This is a genomic window from Pelagovum sp. HNIBRBA483 (assembly GCF_040931995.1).
Taxonomy (GTDB): Bacteria; Pseudomonadota; Alphaproteobacteria; order Rhodobacterales; family Rhodobacteraceae; genus JAEPMR01.
Genome location: NZ_CP162412.1, coordinates 1,450,153 through 1,474,263 on the forward strand (window position 1 = coordinate 1,450,153; position 24,111 = coordinate 1,474,263).

23 protein-coding genes, 1 tRNA gene and 1 pseudogene are annotated in these 24,111 nt (G+C 58.6%); 17 read left to right on the forward strand and 8 right to left on the reverse strand.

Annotated features, from left to right (window positions below):
- Nucleotides 1-22: 22 nt before the first annotated feature.
- Nucleotides 23-361, reverse strand: a complete 339-nt coding sequence (locus tag AB1E42_RS07155; RefSeq protein WP_368346299.1) for a P-II family nitrogen regulator — start codon at nt 359-361, stop codon at nt 23-25.
- A gap of 171 nt (nt 362-532) precedes the next feature.
- Here AB1E42_RS07155 and AB1E42_RS07160 point away from each other — a divergent pair, with 171 nt between their 5' ends.
- Nucleotides 533-2,071 carry an NAD(P)H-hydrate dehydratase gene (locus tag AB1E42_RS07160; RefSeq protein WP_368346300.1) on the forward strand — a complete coding sequence of 513 codons (1,539 nt, stop codon included), beginning with the start codon at nt 533-535 and terminating at the stop codon, nt 2,069-2,071.
- Here the strand turns inward: AB1E42_RS07160 and AB1E42_RS07165 are convergent.
- Complete coding sequence (locus AB1E42_RS07165; protein ID WP_368346301.1) at nt 2,068-2,538, reverse strand: Hint domain-containing protein; 471 nt, start codon at nt 2,536-2,538, stop codon at nt 2,068-2,070. The genes AB1E42_RS07160 and AB1E42_RS07165 overlap by 4 nt on opposite strands.
- Before the next feature lie 147 nt (nt 2,539-2,685).
- On the opposite strand from AB1E42_RS07165, the gene AB1E42_RS07170 reads away from it, so the two are divergent.
- Together AB1E42_RS07170 and AB1E42_RS07175 are read left to right on the forward strand one after the other, a co-directional pair.
- A tRNA-Leu gene (locus tag AB1E42_RS07170) sits at nt 2,686-2,770 on the forward strand.
- Between the two features lie 307 nt (nt 2,771-3,077).
- Nucleotides 3,078-3,269 carry a hypothetical protein gene (locus tag AB1E42_RS07175; RefSeq protein ID WP_368346302.1) on the forward strand — a complete coding sequence of 64 codons (192 nt, stop codon included), beginning with the start codon at nt 3,078-3,080 and terminating at the stop codon, nt 3,267-3,269.
- 383 nt (nt 3,270-3,652) lie between these two features.
- Here AB1E42_RS07175 and AB1E42_RS07180 read toward each other — a convergent pair whose 3' ends face one another.
- From AB1E42_RS07180 to AB1E42_RS07190, 3 genes are all read right to left on the reverse strand, one after another.
- Nucleotides 3,653-4,513 (reverse strand): SUMF1/EgtB/PvdO family nonheme iron enzyme, encoded by an 861-nt coding sequence (locus tag AB1E42_RS07180; RefSeq protein WP_368346303.1) that lies wholly within the window; start codon nt 4,511-4,513, stop codon nt 3,653-3,655.
- 18 nt (nt 4,514-4,531) lie between these two features.
- Nucleotides 4,532-5,455, reverse strand: coding sequence for a LysR substrate-binding domain-containing protein (locus AB1E42_RS07185; protein ID WP_368346304.1), 924 nt, complete (start codon nt 5,453-5,455; stop codon nt 4,532-4,534).
- An 89-nt stretch (nt 5,456-5,544) separates the two neighbouring features.
- The gene (locus tag AB1E42_RS07190; RefSeq protein WP_368346305.1) at nt 5,545-7,203 is read right to left on the reverse strand and encodes a sulfatase; all 1,659 of its coding nucleotides are present in this window, start codon (nt 7,201-7,203) and stop codon (nt 5,545-5,547) included.
- A gap of 247 nt (nt 7,204-7,450) precedes the next feature.
- On the opposite strand from AB1E42_RS07190, the gene AB1E42_RS07195 reads away from it, so the two are divergent.
- The 6 genes and pseudogenes from AB1E42_RS07195 (at nt 7,451) to tig (ending at nt 15,103) form a co-directional block, all read left to right on the forward strand.
- On the forward strand, nt 7,451-8,449 hold the full coding sequence (locus tag AB1E42_RS07195) for a Bug family tripartite tricarboxylate transporter substrate binding protein (protein WP_368346306.1): 999 nt from the start codon (nt 7,451-7,453) through the stop codon (nt 8,447-8,449).
- A gap of 186 nt (nt 8,450-8,635) precedes the next feature.
- The gene (locus AB1E42_RS07200; RefSeq protein WP_368346307.1) at nt 8,636-9,178 is read left to right on the forward strand and encodes a tripartite tricarboxylate transporter TctB family protein; all 543 of its coding nucleotides are present in this window, start codon (nt 8,636-8,638) and stop codon (nt 9,176-9,178) included.
- Nucleotides 9,179-9,191: 13 nt separating this feature from the next.
- The gene (locus AB1E42_RS07205) at nt 9,192-10,700 is read left to right on the forward strand and encodes a tripartite tricarboxylate transporter permease (RefSeq protein WP_368346308.1); all 1,509 of its coding nucleotides are present in this window, start codon (nt 9,192-9,194) and stop codon (nt 10,698-10,700) included.
- Between the two features lie 419 nt (nt 10,701-11,119).
- A protein-coding gene (locus AB1E42_RS07210) for an IS3 family transposase (protein WP_368346309.1) occupies nt 11,120-12,246 on the forward strand; the annotation gives its coding sequence in 2 pieces (ribosomal slippage) (nt 11,120-11,384 and nt 11,384-12,246; 1,128 coding nt in all).
- A gap of 34 nt (nt 12,247-12,280) precedes the next feature.
- Nucleotides 12,281-13,540: pseudogene (locus tag AB1E42_RS07215) on the forward strand (NCS1 family nucleobase:cation symporter-1); the annotation flags it as partial.
- 231 nt (nt 13,541-13,771) lie between these two features.
- Entirely contained in the window at nt 13,772-15,103 is a 1,332-nt protein-coding gene (tig, locus tag AB1E42_RS07220) for a trigger factor (RefSeq protein WP_368346310.1), read from the forward strand.
- Nucleotides 15,104-15,249: 146 nt separating this feature from the next.
- Here tig and rplI read toward each other — a convergent pair whose 3' ends face one another.
- Genes rplI through rpsF form a run of 3 tightly spaced genes read right to left on the reverse strand, consistent with a single transcriptional unit; the run spans nt 15,250 to nt 16,453 of the window.
- A complete protein-coding gene (gene rplI / locus AB1E42_RS07225) occupies nt 15,250-15,831 on the reverse strand; it encodes a 50S ribosomal protein L9 (protein WP_368346311.1) in 582 nt (193 codons plus the stop codon).
- 12 nt (nt 15,832-15,843) lie between these two features.
- Nucleotides 15,844-16,071: a 30S ribosomal protein S18 gene (gene rpsR / locus AB1E42_RS07230; RefSeq protein WP_368346312.1), complete on the reverse strand. Its 228-nt coding sequence runs from the start codon at nt 16,069-16,071 to the stop codon at nt 15,844-15,846.
- A gap of 25 nt (nt 16,072-16,096) precedes the next feature.
- A complete protein-coding gene (gene rpsF, locus AB1E42_RS07235; protein ID WP_368346313.1) occupies nt 16,097-16,453 on the reverse strand; it encodes a 30S ribosomal protein S6 in 357 nt (118 codons plus the stop codon).
- A 289-nt stretch (nt 16,454-16,742) separates the two neighbouring features.
- Here rpsF and AB1E42_RS07240 point away from each other — a divergent pair, with 289 nt between their 5' ends.
- The 8 genes from AB1E42_RS07240 (at nt 16,743) to AB1E42_RS07275 (ending at nt 24,013) form a co-directional block, all read left to right on the forward strand.
- Complete coding sequence (locus AB1E42_RS07240; RefSeq protein ID WP_368346314.1) at nt 16,743-17,441, forward strand: hypothetical protein; 699 nt, start codon at nt 16,743-16,745, stop codon at nt 17,439-17,441.
- Nucleotides 17,442-17,547: 106 nt separating this feature from the next.
- The gene (gene fabD, locus AB1E42_RS07245; protein ID WP_368346315.1) at nt 17,548-18,486 is read left to right on the forward strand and encodes an ACP S-malonyltransferase; all 939 of its coding nucleotides are present in this window, start codon (nt 17,548-17,550) and stop codon (nt 18,484-18,486) included.
- Between the two features lie 23 nt (nt 18,487-18,509).
- A complete protein-coding gene (fabG, locus tag AB1E42_RS07250) occupies nt 18,510-19,247 on the forward strand; it encodes a 3-oxoacyl-[acyl-carrier-protein] reductase (RefSeq protein WP_368346316.1) in 738 nt (245 codons plus the stop codon).
- 235 nt (nt 19,248-19,482) lie between these two features.
- Entirely contained in the window at nt 19,483-19,716 is a 234-nt protein-coding gene (locus AB1E42_RS07255; protein WP_368346317.1) for an acyl carrier protein, read from the forward strand.
- A gap of 136 nt (nt 19,717-19,852) precedes the next feature.
- Entirely contained in the window at nt 19,853-21,112 is a 1,260-nt protein-coding gene (gene fabF, locus AB1E42_RS07260; protein ID WP_368346318.1) for a beta-ketoacyl-ACP synthase II, read from the forward strand.
- Entirely contained in the window at nt 21,112-22,284 is a 1,173-nt protein-coding gene (gene mltG, locus AB1E42_RS07265; protein ID WP_368346319.1) for an endolytic transglycosylase MltG, read from the forward strand. The genes fabF and mltG overlap by 1 nt, the downstream gene beginning before the upstream one ends.
- A 165-nt stretch (nt 22,285-22,449) precedes the next feature.
- The gene (locus tag AB1E42_RS07270) at nt 22,450-22,749 is read left to right on the forward strand and encodes a hypothetical protein (RefSeq protein ID WP_368346320.1); all 300 of its coding nucleotides are present in this window, start codon (nt 22,450-22,452) and stop codon (nt 22,747-22,749) included.
- Nucleotides 22,649-24,013 carry a DNA-packaging protein gene (locus AB1E42_RS07275; RefSeq protein WP_368346386.1) on the forward strand — a complete coding sequence of 455 codons (1,365 nt, stop codon included), beginning with the start codon at nt 22,649-22,651 and terminating at the stop codon, nt 24,011-24,013. The genes AB1E42_RS07270 and AB1E42_RS07275 overlap by 101 nt, the downstream gene beginning before the upstream one ends.
- Nucleotides 24,014-24,111 lie beyond the last annotated feature (98 nt).

Below are 24,111 nucleotides of genomic sequence, written 5' to 3' on the forward strand. Positions count from 1 at the left end.
ATATCTGTTGAAGTTGTGCGGATCAGAGGGCGTCGTCGCCCGATTCACCGGTGCGGATGCGGATCGCCTGTTCGACGGGCGAAACGAAGATCTTGCCGTCGCCGATCTTGTCGGTCTTGGCAGCATTGATGATGGCCTCGATGGCGCCATCGACCTGATCGTCGGCCAGAACGACCTCGATTTTCACTTTCGGGAGGAAGTCCACGACATACTCGGCACCGCGATACAGTTCGGTATGGCCTTTCTGGCGGCCGAAGCCCTTGACCTCGATGACGCTAAGACCCTGAACGCCCACGTCTTGCAGCGCTTCCTTGACCTCATCAAGTTTGAACGGCTTGATAATCGCCTCGATCTTTTTCATGGCCGACTCCCTTTGTCCCATGGTTTCGCTCCTCTGACCACTTCCCTCAGGCAGGCACAATTGGATAGGCTTCGAGCGACGGGTACAGGGATCGGAAAATTGGGGTTGTGCCTAATTTTTGTGCAAGCTGCACCTTTCGTGCGCGTTTTGAAAACTTTTGGAGCCTAATTCATGATCGAGTCGCTCACCGCCGCCCAAATGCGCGCCATTGAGGCGCGTGAAATCGAGTCGGGGCGGGTCACAGGGGCCGGTTTGATGGAGGTGGCCGGCGAAGGCGTGGTCGCGGCTGTTTTTGCGGCTTGGCCTGATCTTGCGCAAAGCCCGCAGAAGGCGGTGATCCTCTGCGGGCCGGGCAATAACGGCGGTGACGGGTTCGTGGTGGCGCGGCTGTTGCGGGGCTGGGGCTGGGAGGTCGAGGTCTTTCTCTATGGAGAGCCGGGGCGGCTGCCGCCTGATGCAAAACTGAACCATGATCGGTGGGCGGCCTTGGGGCCAGTGCGGTTGCTTGGCTTCCCGCAGGTTATTGCGGAGGCGGCGCAGATGGTGCGGGCCGCGGCTGATGGTGCGGCACTGGTGGTTGATGCGTTGTTTGGAACGGGGTTGACGCGAGCGCTGGACGGGCTTGCGCCGGTGATTGACGCGGTGCAGGACGCGCGGGTTGTGGCCGTTGATATCCCGAGCGGGCTGTGCGCCGATAGTGGGCGGGTGATCGGTGGGCATGTGGTGCGGGCTGCGCTGACTGTGCCGTTTCATCGAGCGAAGCTTGGGCATTATTTGGCGCAAGGGCCGGAGATATGCGGTGCGCTTGATGTGCGAGACATCGGGCTGCGGCACACTGAGGACCGCCATGAGGTGCGACTGGCGGTGCCGGATGCAGAGCGTTTGGCGAAGGAGGCTGGTGCCCATAAATTCGGCCACGGGCATGCGCTGGTGCTGACGGGCGGCGCGGGCCGGACGGGCGCTGCCCGCCTCGCGGCGCGGGCGGCGTTGCGGGTTGGGGCAGGGTTGGTGACGCTCGGGGTGCCGGGCGCTGCACAAATGGAAGTGGCAAGCCAGATCACCGCACTGATGCTGACGCGGATCGATGATGCGGCTGCTATGGCTGAGGTGCTTGAAGATGTGCGGATCGGTGCGCTGTGCCTTGGGCCGGGATTAGGGCTGGAGCGGGCCGAAGCGCTGGTGCCGCAAGCTTTGGGCGCGGGGCGGAATGTCGTTTTGGATGCGGATGCGCTGACGGTTTTTGCAAGCCAACCGGATGCGCTTTTTGACAGGCTACATGATGGTTGCGTGCTGACGCCACATATGGGCGAGTTTGCGCGGTTGTTTCCTGACTTGGCGGCGGAGATTTCGGGTGCCGTCACGGTTGGGCCTGCGCCATCCAAGGTCGAGGCGGTGCGCAAGGCGGCCCATAGGGCGGGGGCGACGGTTCTTTTGAAAGGAGCGGATACGGTGATCGCTGCGCCGGACGGGCGCGCGGTGCTTTCAGCGGCCTGTTACGATCAGGCCGCGCCGTGGCTCGCGACCGCTGGCTCGGGCGATGTGTTGGCGGGGCTGATCACTGGATTGCTGGCGCGGGGCATGGCGCCGCTGGAAGCTGCGAAAAACGGCGCATGGTTGCATGCCGAGGCCGGGCGGGTGCTGGGCGCCGGATTGATTGCTGAAGATCTGCCGGAGGCGCTGCCAACGGTTTTAAAATCCATAGGGATTTAGCCGACAGATGCGCCGATTTCGAGGCCGTCTGCGTAGATGATTTCGGGCTTCTCGAAAACCAGATCATAAAGACGCATTGTGACTTCCTCCTCGGCGCGGGTGATGAACTCGCCGTCACAGAGGCGCGACACGGGCACCATTGCGGAGGGTTTGTCATAGAGCGCGCGGGCGCGCCAATCGCGAATATGGATGAAGGTATCTGGCCCGAGTGTCAGGGTTTCATCGGGGCGGTCATAGCCAAGAGCGCCGGCGCTGATCTTGACGGGGTGCATCGCCACCTCACGGACACGGATGGCGCGCAGCGTGGCGCGGCCACTGCCACGGGTGATGATCCGATCACCGGGTTGTAGATGCTCGACGGGGAGGATGCCTTCCATCGTCATGATGTTTGTGCCAGCGGTCAGACCCTTCTGTACAACATGTACAGGGGCCGTGACCGCGAAACGGTCGGTAACTTCAGTGTGCATGGCGGTTCCCGCTCTTGCTGTATCTGCCTCAATATTTTCAACCAGAGTATGTCAAAATTAGGTTCATGTCTCGCATTTTATTGGGCGGCTGTGGATAAATCCGTCTCTTGCAGCCGCGAAAGACGGTGCTATAGAGGCTCTCGGATCGCGGGTGTGGCGAAATTGGTAGACGCACCAGATTTAGGTTCTGGCGCCGCAAGGCGTGGGGGTTCAAGTCCCTCCACCCGCACCACAAAAACTTTCTAAATCTCATAATATCAATTACTTCAGGTATTGGTGGTTGCAGTTATCCACCTTATTATCCACCTTTGTGCTTTTGCTGCTTGAAGTGTTTCCTGTGCACGTATGCGCGAGCGTCATTAACACTTCGGTAGGTATAACGCCCTCTGCGGTCCAACTCACCCTACCGGAGATATAACGTGCCCCAAGGCAAAACCGCTGGCTAACGGCTCTTCGCGGTGCGAAACTAACCGCTGTAAAGGTTTCTCCAGAGGGCCTACCTACTCTAAAATCACCAAAAAACAATCGATGGGTAACTTATGAGAGCTTTTTCCTACGTTTTGATTCTCTTGGGGGCAATGGGGGTTGTGGTCGTCTGGTCCAGCTTGCCCTATGAATTGAGAAGAGTTGCTCTGGGCGAGGGTATTATAGGTGCAGGTGCTGCCGCTATGGTGCTTGGTCCATTGGCTTTATTGGGTTTGATTTTTAAAAAACGAAAAATAGGTTTTTGAAGTCAACAAATCAAAGCTCGAAATCAGATCAACTATTTGAAGCGCCGCATGAGCGAAAGTTGGAGGCTTGTGCTTCGTCCAATGGAAACGATTCCAGCATTGTAGAAGGTCAGCCGATTGGGGGGGAGCAGCTCAGTGCTTTGGGCTACCGCCCACCGGCACCAGAAACCATCGTTCCGATGGAAACCAGGCCGATCATGCACTAACATTCAAACTGGACCACTCTGGTGGGGCTGATCAGTGATGCAGCGAGTTTCGTCAAACTGGACACCGAGCGATATCTGGAATTCACTGACTGAATGCCAGAACAACAGGCAAGGCGACAGGCCTTTCACAATGATCAAACAGTCAATTTTTTACGGAAATCCTGCGGTAAGCAATAGTCAAAGGCTATACGCGAGGCGCAAACCAGTGTGGCTGGCGGCGGTGTCCGGGGCGCGGCCTGACCTGGCGGCGATGCGGTAGCGCCAGCAGTAGCTTGCGTGGCACAGGAATGAGCCACCCTTCAGAACACGTTCGCCATCTCGCTTGGCCTGTGCATTCCGGGCCTTCGCTTTTGCCTTGAGCGATGCAACACGATAGCAATCCGCCGTCCATTCCCAGACGTTCCCGGCGGCATTGAACAGGCCGACCGGGTTTGGATCGAATGCATGGACTGGCGCGGTGCCATAGTAGCCGTCGCGGCAGGTGTTTGTCTCGGGAAACGCGCCTTGCCAGATATTGCAATAGATGTCTTCATCGGCGGGCTCCATATTGCCCCAAGGGTAGCGCCGCTCATCCAACCCACCCCGCGCCGCGTGCTCCCACTCGACCTCGGTTGGTAATCGTCCACCGGCCCAGGTTGCGAAGGCTTGCGCATCATTCCAGGAAATCTGTGTCACCGGATGGTCAGGTTCGGCCGGGGCTTCCCCCTGACCCGTTGGGTGGCGCCAGTTGGCCCCCGTGATCGCCCACCACCAGCCCGCCTTGTCATAGCCGCCTAGAACATCCGCTGTAGCCGGGTCCGACAGAAGGCCACGAAAGACATAACTCCATCCGATCTGCTCGGCCTCGGTCACATAGGCGGTCTCGGACACGAAGGTGCCAAAGCGCGCAACGGAAACGCAATGCGCCTCCATACCAAAGGCCCGCAGGGATGCGCGGCGAATGATGCCTTCGCCGTCATCGGGGATCACCGGACTTGTCGTGCCGGCCCAGCTCTTGCCAGCGGGAAACCGGATGAGTGCAGGTTTTTCATCAGGCACTTAGCCATTCCTTCCTGTTCAACGGTCCGGTGCAGCAAAGGCCGGCAACGTTCGGACCAACTCCTTGGCGTGATTGACCAAAGCCTCGGCCACCGGGTGATCCCGGTTGGTGGTCAGCAACGCAATCCCGGAATCGAGCTCCCAAATCGGCTCGCTGGTGGCGTGAAGCCTGTAGCCACGCTTTTGTAACCAGTCCCGCAGGGCTGTCGGGACAGACATGACCATGCCTTCGCTCGACAGCATTTCTAGCCCAAGCTGGAGCGATGACGTGACCAAGCCGATCCGCGGCGGTGCAAGGCCAAGTTGATAGAACCTTTTTTCCATGCTCAATTTCAGCTGTGGTTCGATCTGGAACAACACCCAGGATTGATCTTCAAGCAGGTCCATTGGCATTTTCTCGTCGCCCGGAATGTCAGGCAACCCACCCGGCCAATGGGCCACGCCGTGTTCGATCCGGCACAGTTTTGTCACTTCGATCAGCGGGTCTTCGACCTTGTCGATGGCCGCCGTGATGACGAAATCAAGCTCCCCATCGCGCAGTGCACGGGCATGATCGTCGGCAGAGCCGGTATGAACCTGAAAAGAAGTCTGCGGAAATTCGCGCCAAAGCCTGCGAAGGATTTCGGGCATCAACAGCAATTGGTAGGTCAGCCCGCATCCGATGCGGACCACATCGTGAAAGCCGCGTTTTACGGTGTCCACGTCCCGCAAAGCGCGGTTATAGACCGCTTCCATTTCCTTGACATGTCGATAAAATACGCGCCCGGCCTCTGTCAGGACCATCCCGCGTGGCAGGCGCACGAAAAGTTTGGCCCCGAACATTTGTTCAAGCGAGGCGATTGTTCTGGTCAGGCTTGGCTGAGCGATGTGCAGCTCATTTGCGGCGGCTGTGACGTTGCCCAACTCGGCGACCTTGAGAAAAACAACGTGTTTACGATCCATTCATCTCTCGCGCGCATTCCGTAATTGCCGAAATCATAGCGAAAAGGCATGGAGGCTGCCAGCATTGATGCCTTGCGGCCTTGTTCCTCCTATCCAGTCGGTTCAACAACTTGTCTCGGGGCAGCCGCCGCACCCGAAAGCAAGGTGGGCCCCGCGTTTCGGGGCATAGGCAATCCAAGCCGGGCATAGAGTTCCGCGGGCGTATCATGCCGGAGCAGCTGCGTCCGCATCGCAATTGTCAGTTCCAGTTCGACGTCGGTGTTTCGATGCGGGTTTTCTTGCTTCGGATCGTTCAACAGATCGAAGAGAACCGTCTCGGTATCAAAAAACACCATCGGGCCAAAGAACGGGTTGAACGGCGACTTTTCCAATGCCGGCGTGCGAAGAAGGCGCGCGCCCTTAGTAAAATTGAACGGCGCAACCAATTCTGCCTGCGCCAGTTCGTCGACGTCGAACAGATCGTTCAGTGTCGTCGGCATGACCGTGTATTGGAACAGCCCCTCGGTCGTCACGTGTTCCGGATACAGCATGAAAACATGCCGCCCATCGCAAACATTCACCGCGCTACCGAAGGTGCCGAAGATGACGACATCACGCTCTGAAGGATTGCCCGCGAGCACAGGCAACAAGGAATGCCCGGTGACTTCGTCAGGCACATCGCAACCGTGCGTCGCGAGGAATGTCGGCATCAGATCGGTCGTCTGCGTCAGCCCGGCACGCCGCGTTCCGGCCTGATCCGCATAGGCAGGGTGGTGCACAAACAGGGGGATATGCGCAATTTCTTCATAGATCGGCATACGGTTTTTGGCCCACCAGTCATGTTCGCCCAGCAAAAACCCATGATCCGTCGACACGATCAATGTGGTGTCGTCCCACAGACCGTGCGCGTCGAAATAGTCGAGCAATTGTCCGAGCTGTTCGTCACAAAACGCGAGGTTCGCGCGGTAATGTGCATCCAGTTCTGCGCATTCCTCTGGGCTTTCCTGCACGCGGCCATAGGGTGGCCAGTCAAGAACCGGGCCATCATAATCGGTCGGGAAATCCTCTTTGAAACGCTCGGGCGCGTTGAAGGGTTCGTGCGGATCGAAGGTTTCGATCTGCAGGAACCAATCATCCGCCGCGCGGTTCCTGTCGAGAAATTCCCTGGCAGAGTCGAAGCATTTCGTCAGTGGATAGTCGCACTCTTGCTTCAGGTGCTGGCGATTGATGATGTGATGGTATTGATCGACGCCGCGGGTCTCGCTGTATTGCAACGGGTGATACTTCTGTTTCAACTTTGGCCAGTCTGGCGCGACATCGGCTTTCCACGCATCGCCATGCTGCCCGCGCAGGTATTCGTAAGTTGTATAGCGCGTGTGATATGTAGCCCCGCCATCACGAAAATACTGAAGATGGTCTGTGATCAGATGCGAATAGACCCCCGCGTCCTCTAGGATTTCAGGGAAGGAATTGTCGAACGGTTCCATCGGGCCCCAGGAGCGGTGCATGAAGTTGAGACGTCCGGTCTGCATGTCTCGGCGAGCGGGTATACAGGGCATCGATCCGACGTAGTGATTGTCAAAAGTCACTGAACGCGCCGCTAAACGATCGAAGTTGGGTGTCTTGATTGTTTTGGCGCCGTAGGGACCAAGCGAAAGGCGATTGAGGGAGTCAAAGAGTAAGAAAACTGTTCGCATGGGATCCTTTCCAACCAGTGACAGGTTGCGCCGAGGCATTTGCCCTGCAACGTAGCAATGCTCAAAATGCATGAATAATATCGTTTTTACATTCAGGCATGCCAAATAGGCATGATTTCCTAGCTAGAGCATTTCTTGAAACCAAGGCATGAGCGTCGAAGCGAGGTATGCAAAAAAGGTATGGATGTAGCGCAAACTGATATTTGTTTGACAGCTACCACGATGCCTAGTGTTGGCCAGCGGTGAATAGACGACGGATAATTCGTCCCGCCAAAAGTCAACACAAGCCCTACATGGGCATCCTATGGGAGGAAATGAAATGCCGATCAAGAATCTCAAGACAGCTTTGTCAGGGCTGGCCCTCGCCCTTGCGGCGACGGCAGCTCAGGCCGAATTCCCCGAGCGTGACATCGAAGTTATTTTTCCCTGGCCTCCGGGCGTGACAATGACATCGAGCCAGGTGATGGCCGAAGCCATGAGCGATGAACTGGGCGTCAATGTGACGGTGATCTCCACCCCCGGCGCGACCGGCGTCAAGGCAATGGAGACGGCGATGAACCGCCCGGCCGATGGTTATACGATTTTCGACGGCTGGGTGGCACCGATGGTTGTGCAATCGCTCCTCGGAAATGTGGACGGCGATCACACTGATTTCACCCCGCTCTACGCTCTTGGTGCGGTTCCGAACTCCGTAATCGTCCGCGCCGACGATGATCGGTTCCCGGATCTGCAATCGCTGATAGACTACATGACAGAGAACCCGGGTGACCTACGGTATACCTCAGGCGCTTACGGCAACCTGCCGCATGTGGACCTGGCGAACATGTTCCGTGCAACGGATACAGTCGCACAACACGTTCCCTATGACGGGCTGGAAGAAGCGCTGAAAGACATGCGCGGTGGCATCCTCGACTTCATGGCGGGCAACCCGGGCTTCGTGCGGGCCAATAGTGATCATGTGCGGGTTCTCGCGGCCTTCAGTGACCTGCAATCTGTCCAGGATATTTTCGGCGGGGTGCCGCTGATCTCTGAAATCGAAGGGATCGACTATCCTCTGACTGGCCTCGCCCCGATGGGATGGAGCTGGTACGTGGTACCAAACGGGACACCCGAAGAGCATGTCGAAGTGCTGCGCACAGCCATGGCAGCCGCGCTGCAAAAGCCAGAAGTTACAGAGTATTTCGAAAGCATCGGCCGTCCGCTTCTGGGCTACCCGCCAGAAGACTACATGTCGACCGTTGATGCAGTGCGCGAGCAGCTCTCCACAGCGACAGACGCCGTTGACTGGGAAGCCCAAAAGCTTGAAGCCCTGCAATAAAAGCGGCGAACTCCTCCGCGCCGTATGAATGTTGGCCCGATCGTTCCTCTTCCGGTCGGGCCAACATCCTGATTTCAGACACCCCGGCAGATGCTATGGTTTGACAAAGCCAATCCATGGCCACGACCGACACGCCGCCGCAGACCCTGCCCGTTTATTGCGCTTAACATCGAAGGACCTGCCCTGATGCCCCCACAAAGCGCCAGCTCCAATCCGAATAATACCGCGGTCGATACGCGCTGGCACCTCGTTTCACGGCACTTCCCGGTGATCCTCTTTGCGATATTGTCTGGCGTGGTGTTGTACGAAGCCGCCACGACGTTGACAGAACAGGGCCATGCCTCCGGCTCTGCAATCAGAAATGCCGCCCTCTATCCCCGGCTACTGGCGGGCTTGCTGTTGTTTCTCGTGTTCCTTCAGGTCATTTCCGACTTCAGACTGTCGGGACCGGTGCCCGGCGCCGAAGAGCCCGCGGAGCCCGGACAGGATCGACTGACCGTCTTCGCAGCACTGACGCTGGTGGCCTACATCATTCTATTGCCCATAATGGGCTTTCTCCTGACAACACCGGTTTTTGTACTGGCCTTCCTTTTGCTGCTTGGGGATCGCAACTGGAGGACACTGTCCTTTGTGCCGATGGCAACCACGGCCGGATGTTTTGTGGTCTTTCAGATGATGTTCAACGTGAACCTCCCGCGCGGCCTGTTTGGGCTGGCACTCAACTTTTAGCGAGGAGATCGGAATGGGTATCGACGCACTGATTGCCGGCTGGGATCTGTTTGTAACCCCGCTCGCGATCGCCATGACGGTCTTTGGTTGTTTCCTGGGACTGATCATCGGGGTGATGCCAGGGCTTGGCCCATTGATGGGGATCATCCTGCTCCTGCCGGCAGTGTTTCATCTGCCCCCCATCGCGGCCATGGGGGCCCTGATTGCGATCTTTGTGGGGGGATCATGTGGTGGGGCTGTCTCGGCCATCGTTCTGCGGATTCCCGGAACACCGATCGCCGCGGCCACGTTGCTGGATGGCTATCCCATGGCGCAGGCCGGCCGCGCAGGCGAAGCGATCGGGCTGGCGATTTCGGCCTCGGCCATCGGTGGCATCATTGGCGGGATCATCTTGATCACGATGGCGCCGGTTCTGGCGGACTTCGCGCTGCGCTTCGGGCCCCCGGAATACTTTGCCCTGACCCTGATGGGCCTGATCGCGATTGCCGTCGTCGGGCGTGAGGCGCCCCTCAAGGGGTTCATGACCGGGGTTCTCGGCCTGTTGATCGCCACAATCGGCACTGATGCCATCTCGAACGCGCAGCGCTTTACCTTCGGGCGTTTCGAGCTGTCCAGCGGCTTTCACGTCGTGGCGGTTGTCGTCGGGCTCTTTGCGGTCTCCGAAGTCTTGCTCCAGATCCGCGCCGGCAAGCTGCTCGATGCGCCGGACGTGCCGAAGGTCAGGATTTCGCTATTTTCGCTGGTTCTGCTGTTCCGTCATCCCGTCAATCTGCTGAGATCCAGCGCCATCGGCACTTTCTTCGGCTCCCTGCCTGGCGCGGGCGGCGTGATCAGTGCCTTCAGTTCGTACGCCGTCGCAAAGGCACAAGCACGGCCTCATGAACGCTATGGTGAAGGCGAAGAAGGCGGCGTGATCGCAACTGAGGCCGCAAACAATGCCTCTGCCGGCGGTACCTTGATCCCGACAATGGCGCTTGGCGTGCCCGGCGATGCCTCGGCGGCCGTTCTGATGAGTGCCTTGATCCTGTTTGGCTATTTCCCGGGGCCAGAGCTGTTCGAACAGCATCTGGACGTCGCGGGCGGTATGTTTCTGGCGTATATATTTGCCAATATCGCATTGGTGTTCCTGGGCTTCCTCATGACACCGGTGTTTCTTTCGGTGTTGCGCCTGCGTAAAGTCCATCTTCTTCCAATCGTCATGATGCTCAGCGTCATGGGGACGTTTGCCCTTCAATCTTCCATGTTCGATCTGTGGAGTATGCTTGGCTTCGGCGCACTCGGGTATTTCCTCCGTTTGCACGGTTATCCGCTCGCACCAATCGTGATCGGTGTCGTCCTTGGTCCGATTTGCGAAGCAAACTTTCGTCGCTCCCTGCTTATCTCGAGGGATGGTCTGTCGATCTTCTGGGAGCGTGAAATAGCGTTCACAATTCTTTCTGTCACCGCAATTCTCGTCATTTGGGGCTTGTTTGGCAAAGGCTTGTCCAACTGGCTAAAGACGCAGTTCCGGCGAACACGATAGACATCGTTAACGGGACGAGCTTCACGTTCTCTTGGCTCTTCAAATGGCGGGCTGCCAGCAAGCTGCGCAAACGACGCCGTGTCATCACCGCGAATTGCATGAACGTCTGGTTTTTCTGCCGCGACACAGCACCAATTTTATTGCACCTACGGTACTCTCGACTCTGCGAGCGCATGCAGCATGAAAATCGAACTCACAGAGTGGGCTCGTTCCGGCCGTTAGCTGCGTTTTGCGTTAAGGTCCGGTTCAGTTGAATGATCTGAGCAACGTGGTGGTTCGGTCCGCTCATCTTCATAAAGCGCTGCCTGCGTCTCGCCGTTGTCCCACCGATAATGCGGACCGAACCGGTCGATCTGGGGGCGATGATCCTCCCCCCATGAAGTGGTCCGCCCGTATATTTAGGAAACGGAGGATCAGATATGGGAATCAAACGACATAAGCCTGAAGAGATTGTCACGAAATTACGGCAGGTTGAGGTGCTTTGCGGCCAAGGGATGCCGCGCTTAGACGCCTTCAGGCAAGTGCAGATAACAGAACAGACCTTTTACCGCTGGCGTAAGCAGTATGGCGGAATGGGAACCGACCAACTGAAGGAACTCAAACGGCTTCAGAAGGAGAATGACCGGCTGCGGCGGGCGGTATCGGATCTGACGCTGGACAAGCTCATCCTATCGGAGGCCGCACGGGGAAACTACTGAGCCCCTCACGCCGTCGTGCCTGCATTGATCATGTGCGCAGCCAGTTCGACATCTCGGAGCGTCGTGCTTGTCGTGTCTTGGGACAGCATCGGTCGACACAAAGGCGGTTACCAGTTGGGTGTGCTGATGAAGACCGCCTGGTTGCCGATATGGTCGAGCTGACACGTCAGTATGGACGATATGGTTACCGTCGGGTTGCCGCTCTGCTGAGAGGCGCAGGTTGGCAAGTGAACGACAAACGTGTCGAGCGTCTATGGCGGCGGGAGGGGTTAAAGGTTCCAATGAAACAACCTAAGAAAGGGCGGCTCTGGATGAACGACGGATCATGTATCCGGCTGCGTCCGGAGTACCGCAATCACGTCTGGTCGTATGACTTCGTGCACCATCGAACCGATGACGGGAAAGCGTTCCGAACGCTCAACATCTTGGATGAACACACCCGGGAATGCTTGGCTATTCGGGTGAAACGGAAGCTGAACTCAACCGAGGTCATCGACGCGCTGACGGACTTGTTTATCTTGCGCGGCGTTCCTGCCTTCATTCGGTCAGACAACGGCCCAGAGTTCATTGCTCAGGCCGTCCGCGATTGGATTGCAGCGGTCGGCGCTAAGACCGCCCACATTGAGCCGGGATCGCCTTGGGAGAACGGATACTGCGAAAGCTTCAATGCAAGGCTTCGAGATGAACTTCTGAACGGCGAGGTCTTCTACTCGCTGAAAGAGGCACAAATCCTGATCGAAGAATGGAGAAAACACTACAACACTAAACGACCGCATAGTGCTTTGGGCTACCGCCCACCGGCACCAGAAACCATCGTTCCGATGGAAACCCGGCCGATCATGCACTAACATTCAAACTGGACCACTCTAGTGGGGCTGATCAATCTCCTATGGCGTAGGGGGCTGGACCGCCTTTGCCGCGTTGATTGCGGCGGGCCTGTTCGTGATGTGGATGGTTAACCTCTCCGGCGCAGCAGGGGAGAAATACGGCATTCCTTACCCCGTGTTCGCGCGGGCGAGCCTTGGCACCCAAGGGGCCAAGCTTCCGGCAATCTTGCGGGCGACGGTCGCGGTCTTTTGGTATGGCGTTCAGGTTTACTTCGCTTCGACCGCTCTTGCGCTGCTGATCCGCTCGCTCACTGGCATCGAAGGTGGCAGCGAGATCTTTGGCATGACCGGCATCGACTGGCTGTCATTCGTGATCGTTTGGGCGTTTCATATCATGATTTTCTGGCGCGGCATGAACTGGGTTGAGAGCTTTCTCAACATCGCAGGGCCGTTCGTTTACTTGGTGATGATCGGTCTTGTGATCGTGTTGTGGCAGCGCTCTGACGGGCAGCTTCTTTCAGCTACGGCGACGATCTTTGCCAATCCTGAAGGCACTTTTGCGACCGAATTCAAAGGCTTCATTGCCATTGTTGGCACGATGGTGGCCTATTTTGCGGCGGTGATGATCAACTTCAGCGACTTCTCGCGCTATGCGAAGGACGACCGGACCATGCGGTTGGGCAACCTTGCTGGTCTGCCGTTCAACATGATCCTGTTCTCGGCGCTTGCACTGCTGACCACAGGTGGCGCGGCTGTTGTGTTTGGCGAAGAAATCATCAACCCGACCGAGATCGTCGAACGGACGGACAGTGTGCTCTTGGGTGTGATTGCGGCTGTGACCTTCTTTGCCGCGACGGTGGGCATCAACCTTGTGGCCAACTTCATCCCTGCGGTGAACGGCATTGCCAACCTCTCGCCGGAGAAGTTGAGCTTCCGTAAGGCGGGCCTAATCACTTCGGTTTTTGCTCTGGTGATCGGTGGCTTCTGGAACAGCTTCATCAGCCAGTTCGGCATCAGCGGCTTTGTGAACACGCTCGGCGCAACGCTGGCGCCGATCTTCGGGATCATGATCGTGGATTATTACTGGCAACGTAAGCAGCAGCTGAATGTTGATGACCTCTACAACATGGATGGCGGCGCTTACCACTTTGACAATGGTTGGAACAGCGCGGCTGTGAAAGCCTTCGGTCTAGCGGCGATCTTCTCGGTTGCGACCGTGTGGGTGCCGTGGTTCGCCTTCCTGTCCGGTTACAACTGGGTGATTGGCGCGGTTCTTGGTGGCCTCGTCTATAACGCGATGGCGAAAAACAGCTAAGGCTGGACGTCTCTTCCAGCCTCAGGGGCCGGTGATGCAGGTAGCGTCATCGGCCCTTTTTTATGCCCGATCCGTGGGTTGTTGGCGGGCAATGGCATATTTGCCCAAGGAAACCGGGTAGGAACCGTTATATTGGGCATTTCAGGGTTGATCCCGCGTTCCGGCCAAATTAGGAAGACGCAAATTTTCCGGGCCACCAGAGGGTGGCCTGTCATCTTATGCGAGGACAAAATGGACGTCACCGAAACCCTGAACGAAGGCCTCAAGCGTGGATACAAGATCACCGTTACGGCGGCAGAGCTTGAAGCCAAGGTGAATGAAAAGCTGCTCGAAGCGCAGCCGGAAATCGAAATGAAAGGTTTCCGTAAGGGTAAGGTGCCAATGGCGCTGTTGAAGAAGCAGTTTGGTCAGCGCGTTTTGGGCGAAGCCATGCAGGAAGCCATTGATGGCGCGATGAACCAGCATCTGGAAGCATCGGGCGACCGTCCGGCCGCGCAGCCGGAAATGAAGATGGCTGACGAGAACTGGAAAGAAGGCGACGACGTTGTAGTCGATGTATCCTACGAGCGCCTGCCTGATGTGCCGGAAGCTGACTTCGGCAAAATCAAGCTGGAGAAGATGGTTGTGAAGGCTGACGATGAATCGGTCAACGAGGCGCTCGAAAACCTCGCCAACTCCGCGCAGAACTTCAAGGATCGCCGCAAGGGTTCCAAAGCGAAGGATGGTGATCAGGTTGTCATCGACTTCGTTGGTAAGATCGACGGCGAAGCATTTGACGGCGGCACCGCTGAAGACTACCCGCTGGTGCTGGGTTCCAACTCCTTCATCCCCGGTTTCGAGGATGGCCTCGTTGGTGTGAAAGCTGAAGAGGAGAAGGACGTTGAAGTGACCTTCCCCGAGAACTACGGCGCAGAAAACCTCGCAGGCAAAGCGGCTGTGTTCTCCGTCACTGTGAAAGCAGTGAAAGAGCCGGTGGCTGCCGAGATCGACGATGAGCTGGCGAAGAAGTACGGCGCAGAGGATCTCGACGCGCTGAAGGCGCAGATCACCGAGCGTCTGGAAGCAGAGTACAGCCAAGCCTCCCGCGCTGTTACCAAGCGCGCGCTGCTCGATGCGCTTGATGGCGCTGTAGAGTTCGACCTGCCGCCGAGCATGGTAGAAGCCGAAGCGGGCCAGATCGCGCACCAGCTGTGGCACGAGGAAAACCCTGAAGTGCAGGGCCATGACCACGGTGAGATCGAAACAACGGAAGAGCACAAGAAGCTTGCTGCGCGTCGCGTGAAGCTGGGCCTGCTGTTGGCTGATGTCGGCCAGAAGGCGGAAATTCAGGTGACTGACGCAGAACTGACGCAGGCTGTGATGAACCAAGCCCGCCAGTATCCGGGTCAGGAGCAGCAGTTCTTCGAATTTGTGCAGCAGAACGCGCAGTTCCGCCAGCAGATCCAGGCGCCGATCTTCGAAGACAAGGTTGTCGATCACATCATCGAGCAGGCAAAAGTCACCGAGAAAGATGCCAGCAAGGACGACCTCCAGAAGGCTGTCGAGAAGCTCGAAGAAGAATAAGTCCGGTCACATCACCGGAATGAGAAGGGCGCCCGTTGCGGCGCCCTTTTTTGCGTTTGCGGGTATGTGCGGGCTGGACGCGGCATGGACCCAATAAAAAAGGCCGCTCCGAGGAGCGGCCTTTTGAATGCTGTGAAAGCGGAAGCTTAAGCGTCGTCGTCTTCGTCGGAACCGGCGGCGCCGATGTCGTCGAACAGTTCCTGAATTTCGAATTCAGCGGCGGCTTCTTCCTCGGCGGCGGCGTCCTGAATGGATTTGCCGGAGGCCTGAAGCTCTGCTTCTTCGACGGTGCGTGCGACGTTGAGGTTAACCTGAACGGTCACTTCGGGGTGCAGCACCACGTCAACGGCATGAATGCCGAGTTCTTTGATAGTTGCACCGAGCACGACTTGCTTGCGGTCGACGGTGAAGCCGCCTTCGCTGGCCACGTCAGCGACATCACGCGGGGTGACGGAGCCGTAGAGCGAGCCGGAGTCGGACGCGGAGCGAATCACAACGAAGGTCTGACCGTCGAGCTTTTCGCCGAGGGATTCGGCTTCTTTGCGGGTTTCGAGGTTGGTCGCTTCAAGCTGCGCTTTTTGCGCTTCGAAACGGGCAAGGTTAGCGTTGTTGGCGCGCAGCGCTTTTCCCTGCGGGAGCAGGAAGTTGCGTGCGTAGCCTTCTTTAACGCTCACCACTTCGCCCATTTGGCCGAGCTTGGCGACACGTTCGAGAAGAATAACGTCCATCTCTAGGTCTCCTTACTTAACGGCATAGGGCAGAAGGGCCAGGAACCGTGCGCGCTTGATCGCCTGAGCGAGTTTGCGCTGGTTCTTGGCGCCGACCGCGGTGATGCGGGACGGAACGATCTTGCCGCGCTCGGAAATGTAGCGCTGCAGAAGCTTGGTGTCTTTGTAATCGATCTTCGGAGCGTTATCGCCCTCGAACGGATCGGACTTACGACGACGGAAAAATGGTTTGGCTGCCATGACTTAGCGTCCTTTCCTGATCAACTTAGGCGCGGCGCTCGCGGCGCTCGCCACGATCGTCACGTTTTTGCATTTGCACGGAGGGGCCTTCCTCGTGTGCGTCGACCTTGATGGTCAGAACACGCATGACGTCATCATGCAGACGCATCAGGCGCTCCATTTCCTGAACGGCGGCGGCAGGTGCGTCGCTGCGCAGGAAGGCATAGTGGCCCTTGCGGTTCTTGTTGATCTTGTAGGCCATCGTCTTGACGCCCCAGTACTCATTTTCAACGACCTTTCCGCCATTGTCCGACAGGACTGCGGAGAAGTGTTCGATGAGACCTTCAGCTTGCGCGTTGGACAGATCCTGACGCGCAATGAAGACATGCTCGTATAGCGGCATGTGCACTCCTATTTCTTCGCGGCGCATTTCAAAGGACAGGGTCTTGAAGCCTTCCGCACCCCGTCCACGAGAGTCTGCGCGGTTCATAATGTCCACGGAAGGATGCGGCCTTATACATGGCGTGCCTTTGTTGGCAAGGCGGAACGTGGTTTAGGTGCGGGAATTCAGGCCATCGGGCTGGGATGCACCCATTGGTTGCACATAATGGCCCTGTCCATGTGCGACGGGCGCCCGAGTTTTGCCATATTACCCAAGTTTACCTTCCGGCATGGGAAGTATGGAGAGCGTCATGACGATGCCAATACGCAAAATGACTGCCAACTTGCCGTTTGCAGCAGCGACCGCCAGCCCGCGTATCAGCGAGGTGGTGCCGGAGACTGCGGCGCATGAGTTCGTTGGAACGGCTGTCATCATCCCGACCTATTGGGGCTATCTGGTGCGGGATACCCGCCCTGAGGAATTGTTGGCGCAACTGGCGCAGGCCTCCGGCTGGGTGATTGGCATGCTGTTGATGATGTCCGCCTTCGGCGTTTGGTTGTTCCCCTCAGCGATTGCCATGGAGAGCGAGATGTTCGGCTTCCGCATGGCCGTGACGACAGCGCTCTTTGGCGGTGGTTTGCTGATGCTCTGGTACGCCAGCCGTGGTCGCCGTGCAGAGGTGCAGGTGGATACGTCCCTCGCGGAAGTGCGGGAAGTGCTGCGCCATAAAACCAACCGCGCGAACCTTTTGGGGCGGTTTCGATTTGAGGATATCGGTGGTGTTTTCATTGATCGGCGCTCTGCGGGAAAGGGCCACACAACGCTTGTCATGCGCGTGGGTAACAGCCATCGGCTGATCTATGTGGCGAAAGGCAGCGAAGCAGACATGATAACGCTGCGCGACAGGATCGGACGCGACCTAATCTCGGCGCAGATGCAGCGCCAAATGCCGCGCGTCGCGCCGCGCAGGCCGGTTTCAGGGCAAGGGCGGGCCGTCAGAGCCTCCTAACTCTTAAAAAATCTTTGACGGAAATGCCCGCTGTTCCAGCGGGTTTTCTTGTGATGGGCGGCATGACGCGCTAGAGCAAGGAAAACAGATCCGAAAGGGAGGGACTATGCACGCATTCGTGTTTCCGGGGCAGGGCGCCCAGACGATTGGGATGGGCAAGGCGTTGGCCGATGCATTTCCGGCGGCGCAGGCCGTTTTTGACGAGGTTGACGAGGCGCTTGGCGAGAAGCTTTCGAGCCTGATCTGGGAAGGCGAGATCGAAGAGCTGACGCTGACGAAGAACGCCCAGCCTGCGCTGATGGCGACCTCGATCGCGGCGCTGCGGGCGCTGGAATCGGAAGGGCTGAATGTGGCGGATGCCTCTTTTGTGGCGGGCCATTCGCTTGGCGAATACTCGGCCCTTGCTGCAGCTGGCGCGATCAGCATCGCGGATACGGCGCGCCTGTTGCGGACACGGGGAACGGCGATGCAGGAAGCCGTGCCGGTTGGCGTAGGCGCGATGGCCGCGCTGTTGGGGCTCGATTTTGAGGCGGCGCGTGCCGTGGCCGAAGAAGCTGCACAGGGCGAAGTCTGCCAAGCCGCGAATGATAATGACCCGAGTCAGGTGGTTGTATCAGGCCACAAGGGGGCCGTTGAACGTGCCGTCGAGATAGCGAAGGCGAAGGGTGCCAAGAGGGCGCTCTTGTTGCCGGTGAGCGCACCGTTCCATTGCGCGTTGATGGAACCTGCCGCGCGGGTGATGGCGGATGCGCTGGATCATGTGGAAATCCGCACGCCATCAGTGCCTTTGGTGGCCAATGTGGTGGCGCATTCGGTCGAGGAGCCGGCTGAGATTCGCTCCTTGCTCGTTGAGCAAGTGATGGGATCGGTGCGTTGGCGCGAGAGTGTCAGCTGGATTGTAGCGCAGGGCGTGACCGAGATGTGGGAAATTGGCGCGGGTAAGGCGCTCTCTGGCATGATCAAGCGGATTGATCGCAGCGTTGCGACGCGGGCTGTTGGCACGCCGGAAGATGTGGCTGCGGCGATTGCCGCGCTGAGCGCATAACGCGAAAAGCGAAAGGAAGAGGGATGTTTGATCTTACGGGCAAGAATGCACTGATTACGGGTGCGTCGGGTGGTATTGGCGGGGCTATTGCCAAGGCACTGCATGGCGCTGGCGCGACTGTGGCGCTGTCTGGCACGCGGGTAGAGCCGTTGGAGGCGCTGGCGGCGGAACTGGGGGATCGGGCGCATGTGCTGCCGTGTAACCTCAGCGACGCGGATGCAGTGAATGCGCTGCCGAAAGCGGCGGCGGATGCGATGGGATCGGTTGATATCCTCGTCAACAATGCAGGGATCACACGCGACAACATCTTTATGCGGATGTCGGAGGAGGAATGGTCCAGCGTGCTGGAGGTGAACCTCACATCGACGATGCGCCTGTGCAAAGGCGTGATCCGTGGGATGATGAAATCCCGTTGGGGGCGCATTGTGAATATTTCGTCGGTTGTGGGGGCCACTGGCAACCCCGGTCAGGCGAATTATGCCGCCTCGAAAGCGGGTATGGTCGGGATGTCAAAATCCATCGCCTATGAAGTGGCGAGCCGTGGCATCACGGTGAACTGCGTGGCGCCGGGATTCATCACCACGGCGATGACCGACAAGCTGAATGACGACCAGAAAGCCGGTATCCTTGGTCAAGTGCCTGCGGGACGGATGGGGGATGCAGACGAGATCGCGGCGGCGGTTCTCTACCTCTCCAGCCAAGAGGCCGGATATACCACGGGGACAACTTTGCATGTGAATGGCGGAATGGCGATGCTCTGAGGCTTTGCAAGCGCGAAGTTCTGGTGCATGTTAGCGGTACACGGCTGGATTGAACCGGTTTTGCCGTGAGAAATCGAAAGCGTTTGCCTAACGGGGAATCTCTGCTATAGGCGGCGCAGATTTGCCGGAAGGCGCCGTGGCGCTGGTCGGTTTGCCCATCGCGGGCAGTTGAGCCGCCCCGCGGGGCACGCAAAAAGAACGGGCAAAATGCCCAAAGGATCGTGAGGAATTTAATATGAGCGACGTTGCAGATCGCGTGCGTAAGATCGTTGTTGAGCATCTGGGTGTAGAAGAGGACAAAGTCGTCGACGGCGCGTCCTTCATCGACGATCTGGGCGCTGACTCGCTGGACACTGTTGAGCTGGTTATGGCCTTCGAAGAAGAGTTCGGCATTGAAATCCCCGATGACGCAGCAGAGACGATTCAGTCTTTCGGCGATGCGGTGAAGTTCATCAGCGAAGCTCAGTAATCTCCTAAGAGATTTTGACAGTTTGGCGGCACCCTTTTGGGGTGCCGTTCTCGTTTCTAGGGCTGTTCCGGCCTTGCCCCAGACGATTGCGCTGGGGTATCAGTACGGAAAGCAAACCATTAGGTGAGGGCAGATCATGCGGCGTGTGGTTGTGACAGGGTTGGGTCTTGTGACCCCATTGGCGGACGGCGTCGAAGCCACTTGGGAGCGGCTGTTGGCCGGTCAATCGGGGGCGGGGCCAATCAGCCTGTTTGATGCCAGCGGTTTGGCGACCACCTATGCTTGCGAAGTTAAGCGCGGCGACGGCAGCGACGGGACATTCAACCCTGACGCCTATCTCGCGTCGAAAGAGCAGCGCAAGGTGGATGAGTTCATCCTATTTGGAATCGCTGCCGCGCAGCAGGCGATCGAGGATTCCGGCTGGGTGGCTGATACGGACGAAAAACAGCACCGCACCGGCGTTATGATCGGCTCGGGCATCGGTGGCTTGCAGACGATTGCGGACACCGCCGTGATGATCAAGGAAAAGGGTCCGCGCCGTGTGTCGCCTTTCTTTATTCCGGGCGCGCTGATCAACCTGATTTCCGGTCAGGTGAGCATCAAGCACGGGTTCAAGGGGCCGAACCATTCGGTGGTGACGGCCTGTTCGACGGGTGCGCATGCGATTGGCGACGCGAGCCGCCTGATCAAATACGGCAGCGCGGATGTGATGGTCGCCGGTGGTGCTGAGGCTGCGATCTGTGAGATTGGCATTGCGGGATTCAATGCGTGTAAAGCGCTTTCGACAAAGCGCGGCGATGATCCGAAAGCGGCGAGCCGCCCCTATGATGCGGACCGTGACGGCTTTGTCATGGGCGAGGGTGCAGGTATTGTCGTGCTTGAGGAATATGAGCATGCCAAGGCACGCGGCGCGAAGATATATGCCGAGGTGATCGGCTATGGCCTGTCGGGTGATGCTTATCACATCACCGCGCCTTCCGAGGATGGCGAAGGCGGCGAGCGCTCCATGCGTGCAGCCCTTTCCGACGCGGGTATCGAGCCTGCCGATATTGATTACATCAACGCGCATGGCACCTCGACGATGGCGGACACCATCGAGCTGGGCGCTGTCGAGCGGATGATGGGCGATGCGGCTGCGAAGGTGACGATGTCATCGACCAAATCGATGACGGGCCACCTATTGGGCGCTGCGGGCGCGATCGAGGCAATTTTCTCGATCCTCGCGATCCGTGATCAGGTGGCGCCGCCGACGATCAACCTCGACAATCCGGCAGTGGAAACCAAGGTCGATCTGGCGCCGAATGCGAAGCGGGAGCGGGAGATCAACGTCGCGCTTTCCAATTCATTCGGCTTTGGTGGCACCAATGCGAGCGTGTTGTTCAGGAAAGTGAGCTGATGTGGCGGCATATCGCCTCTAATGCATTAACATTTTTCACGGTCGGCCTCTTCCTTTTGGGAGGGGTCGTTCTGTGGGCGGATCGTAGTTTTCGCGCGCAAGGGCCGCTTGAGCAGGCGATTTGCGTACAAGTGCCGCGCGGGGCGACGATGCGCCGGATGGCGGATGACCTCGTGGAAAAGGGCGCCATCACGTCGGCGGCCGTTTTCAACATTGGGGCGGATTATGCGGGGCTTTCCGACGATCTGAAGGCGGGGAATTTCCTAGTTTCGGAAGGTGCGTCGATGGAGCAGATCGTCGATGTGCTGACCCGTGGCGGGCAGAGCACCTGCGGCACGGAAGTCGTTTACCGTGTGGGCGTGGCGCGCACGGCGGTGCAGGTGCGGGAACTGGACCCAGTTTCGGGGCGTTTCGTTGAGCGGCTTGATTTTGTGCTCGGTGAGGATGAAGTGCCGGTCGATTACATTGAGGTGCGCGAGGAGCCGGATACGCGCTACCGCGTTGCCTTGGCAGAGGGTGTGACCAGCTGGCAGGTTGTTTCGGCGCTGAATTCGATTGATGCGCTCACCGAGTATACGGATTTGCGGCCTGACGAGGGCATGCTGGCACCAGATAGCTACGAGTTTGTCCCAGGCGATACGGTGACAAGCATCGTGGACGAAATGCAGCGGCGGCAGGCGTTGATCCTTGAGGAAGAGTGGCTCAATCGCGCCGATGATCTGCCAGTGACAACGCCAGAGGAGGCGTTGATCCTTGCCTCGATTATTGAAAAGGAAACCGCCGTTGCGGATGAACGCGGCTTGGTGTCGAGCGTCTTTGTCAACCGTCTGAGGCGGGGTATGCGCCTGCAAACAGACCCGACGGTGATTTATGGCGTCACGGGGGGCGAAGGCGTGCTTGGGCGCGGGTTGCGGCAAAGTGAATTGCGCCGCGAGACGCCCTACAACACTTATGTGATCGACGGATTGCCGCCAACGCCGATTGCAAACCCGGGGCGGGCGGCGATCCGTGCGGCGCTTAATCCGGATGACTCTGATTTCATCTTCTTTGTGGCGGATGGAACCGGCGGGCACGTCTTTGCGGAAACACTAGCCGAGCATAACCGCAACGTGGCGCTCTGGCGGGAAATCGAGGCTCAACAGCGCCGCGACGCTGCGGATGGTAACGAATAATTACCAAAATATATCAGTGATTTAATGCACCGGCTCGGTGTCAAATAAATTGACCGGCTCTGAATGGGCCGGCAACATCAGTCATTGCTAGACATGACATCCGACGGGCAAAGCCGCATCGGATGGCACGCACCTGCGACGGGTAACACGCAGGAAAGAACAGGCATGACACACACTCCAGAACCTGAACGGCTCGCGCCGGTGCTGGCGCATTTAAGGCGCTTCGTTGCGGATGAAGGCCAGCTAGAGGACCGCTTGGCGGTGATCGAAGCCATGCGCATGGCATATGAAATGGTGATACAGGCACAGGAGACACTGAACAATGAGCAGAACGCCAGATCCGCTGATGACGCCGACACTGGCGATGACCTCGACACATTGCGGGCCGATATCGGGCGCAAGCTGGATCGCCTCAGAAGCTGTGGCGGTTCAGGAGGCGTTTCTGGAGGACTTAAGCCCGAGTGAACTCCGCGCCTTACCGCATTTGTTCGAGTTCTGGGCGCTGCCGCATCAACTGCCGCCGAGAAATGAATGGCGGACATGGATCATTCTGGGCGGGCGCGGCGCGGGCAAGACGCGGGCCGGCGCCGAATGGGTGCGCGCAATGGTTGAGGGGGCGACGCCGCGCATGGCGGGGCGGGCGCGGCGGGTCGCCTTGGTGGGGGAAACCATTGATCAGGCGCGGGAGGTGATGATTTTTGGCGATAGTGGCATCATGGCGCTTGCGCCGCCCGACAGGCGACCGGAGTGGCTACCCGGTCGGCGGTTGTTGGTGTGGCCCAATGGGGCGACGGCGCAGCTGTTCTCGGCGCATGATCCGGAGTCGCTGCGCGGGCCGCAATTTGACGCGGCGTGGGCAGATGAGTTGGCCAAATGGAAGAACGGGCAGGAAACATGGGACATGCTGCAATTCTGTCTGCGGCTCGGCGATGATCCTCGCGCGGTCATCACCACGACGCCGCGTAAATCCCCAGTGCTGCGCGAAATACTGGCGCGACCGAGTACGGTAACGACCCATGCGCCGACCGACGCCAACCGCGCCAACCTTGCTGCCGGTTTTCTGGAAGAGGTGACACGCCGCTACGGGGGGACGCGGCTTGGGCGGCAGGAGCTGGAGGGCGAACTGCTCGATGATCTGGAAGGGGCGCTGTGGACCGCGCAGATGTTGGGGCAGGCGCGCGTTTCGGCGGCACCTCCCCTGTCGCGGATCGTGGTGGCCGTCGATCCGCCGGTCAGCGGGCATCAGGGATCGGATGATTGTGGAATCGTCGTCGCCGGGATCGTCTGCGAGGGGCCGCCGCAGAGCTGGTGCAGTTATGTGCTGGAGGATGCAACTGTCTCGGCGGCGACGCCGGAGGTCTGGGCGCGTGCTGCGCTTGAGGCGGTTGCACGACATGGTGCGGACCGATTGGTCGCGGAGGTTAATCAAGGCGGCGCGCTGGTTGAGACGGTGATCCGGCAGATTGATCCTTTGGTGCCGTTTCGCGCGGTGCGCGCAACGCATGGGAAGGCCGCGCGCGCCGAACCAGTTGCGGCGCTTTATGAGCAAGGGCGTGTGCGCCATCTGGAAGGGCTGACCGCGTTGGAGGATCAGATGGGCCAGATGTGCCGCACAGGCTTTGCCGGACGGGGTTCGCCGGACAGGGTGGATGCCTTGGTCTGGGCATTGCAGGAGTTGGTCATCGACCCTGCGCGCCAGTGGCGGCGGCCGCGCATGCGCGTGCTATAGAGGTGTTGCCGATCCCACCGCGCGGTGGGGTCGGATTATCGCAGGGATTGTCGGGCAATCTTTCCTCATCGACGGGCGCAAAGCGGTGCCTGTGCAGA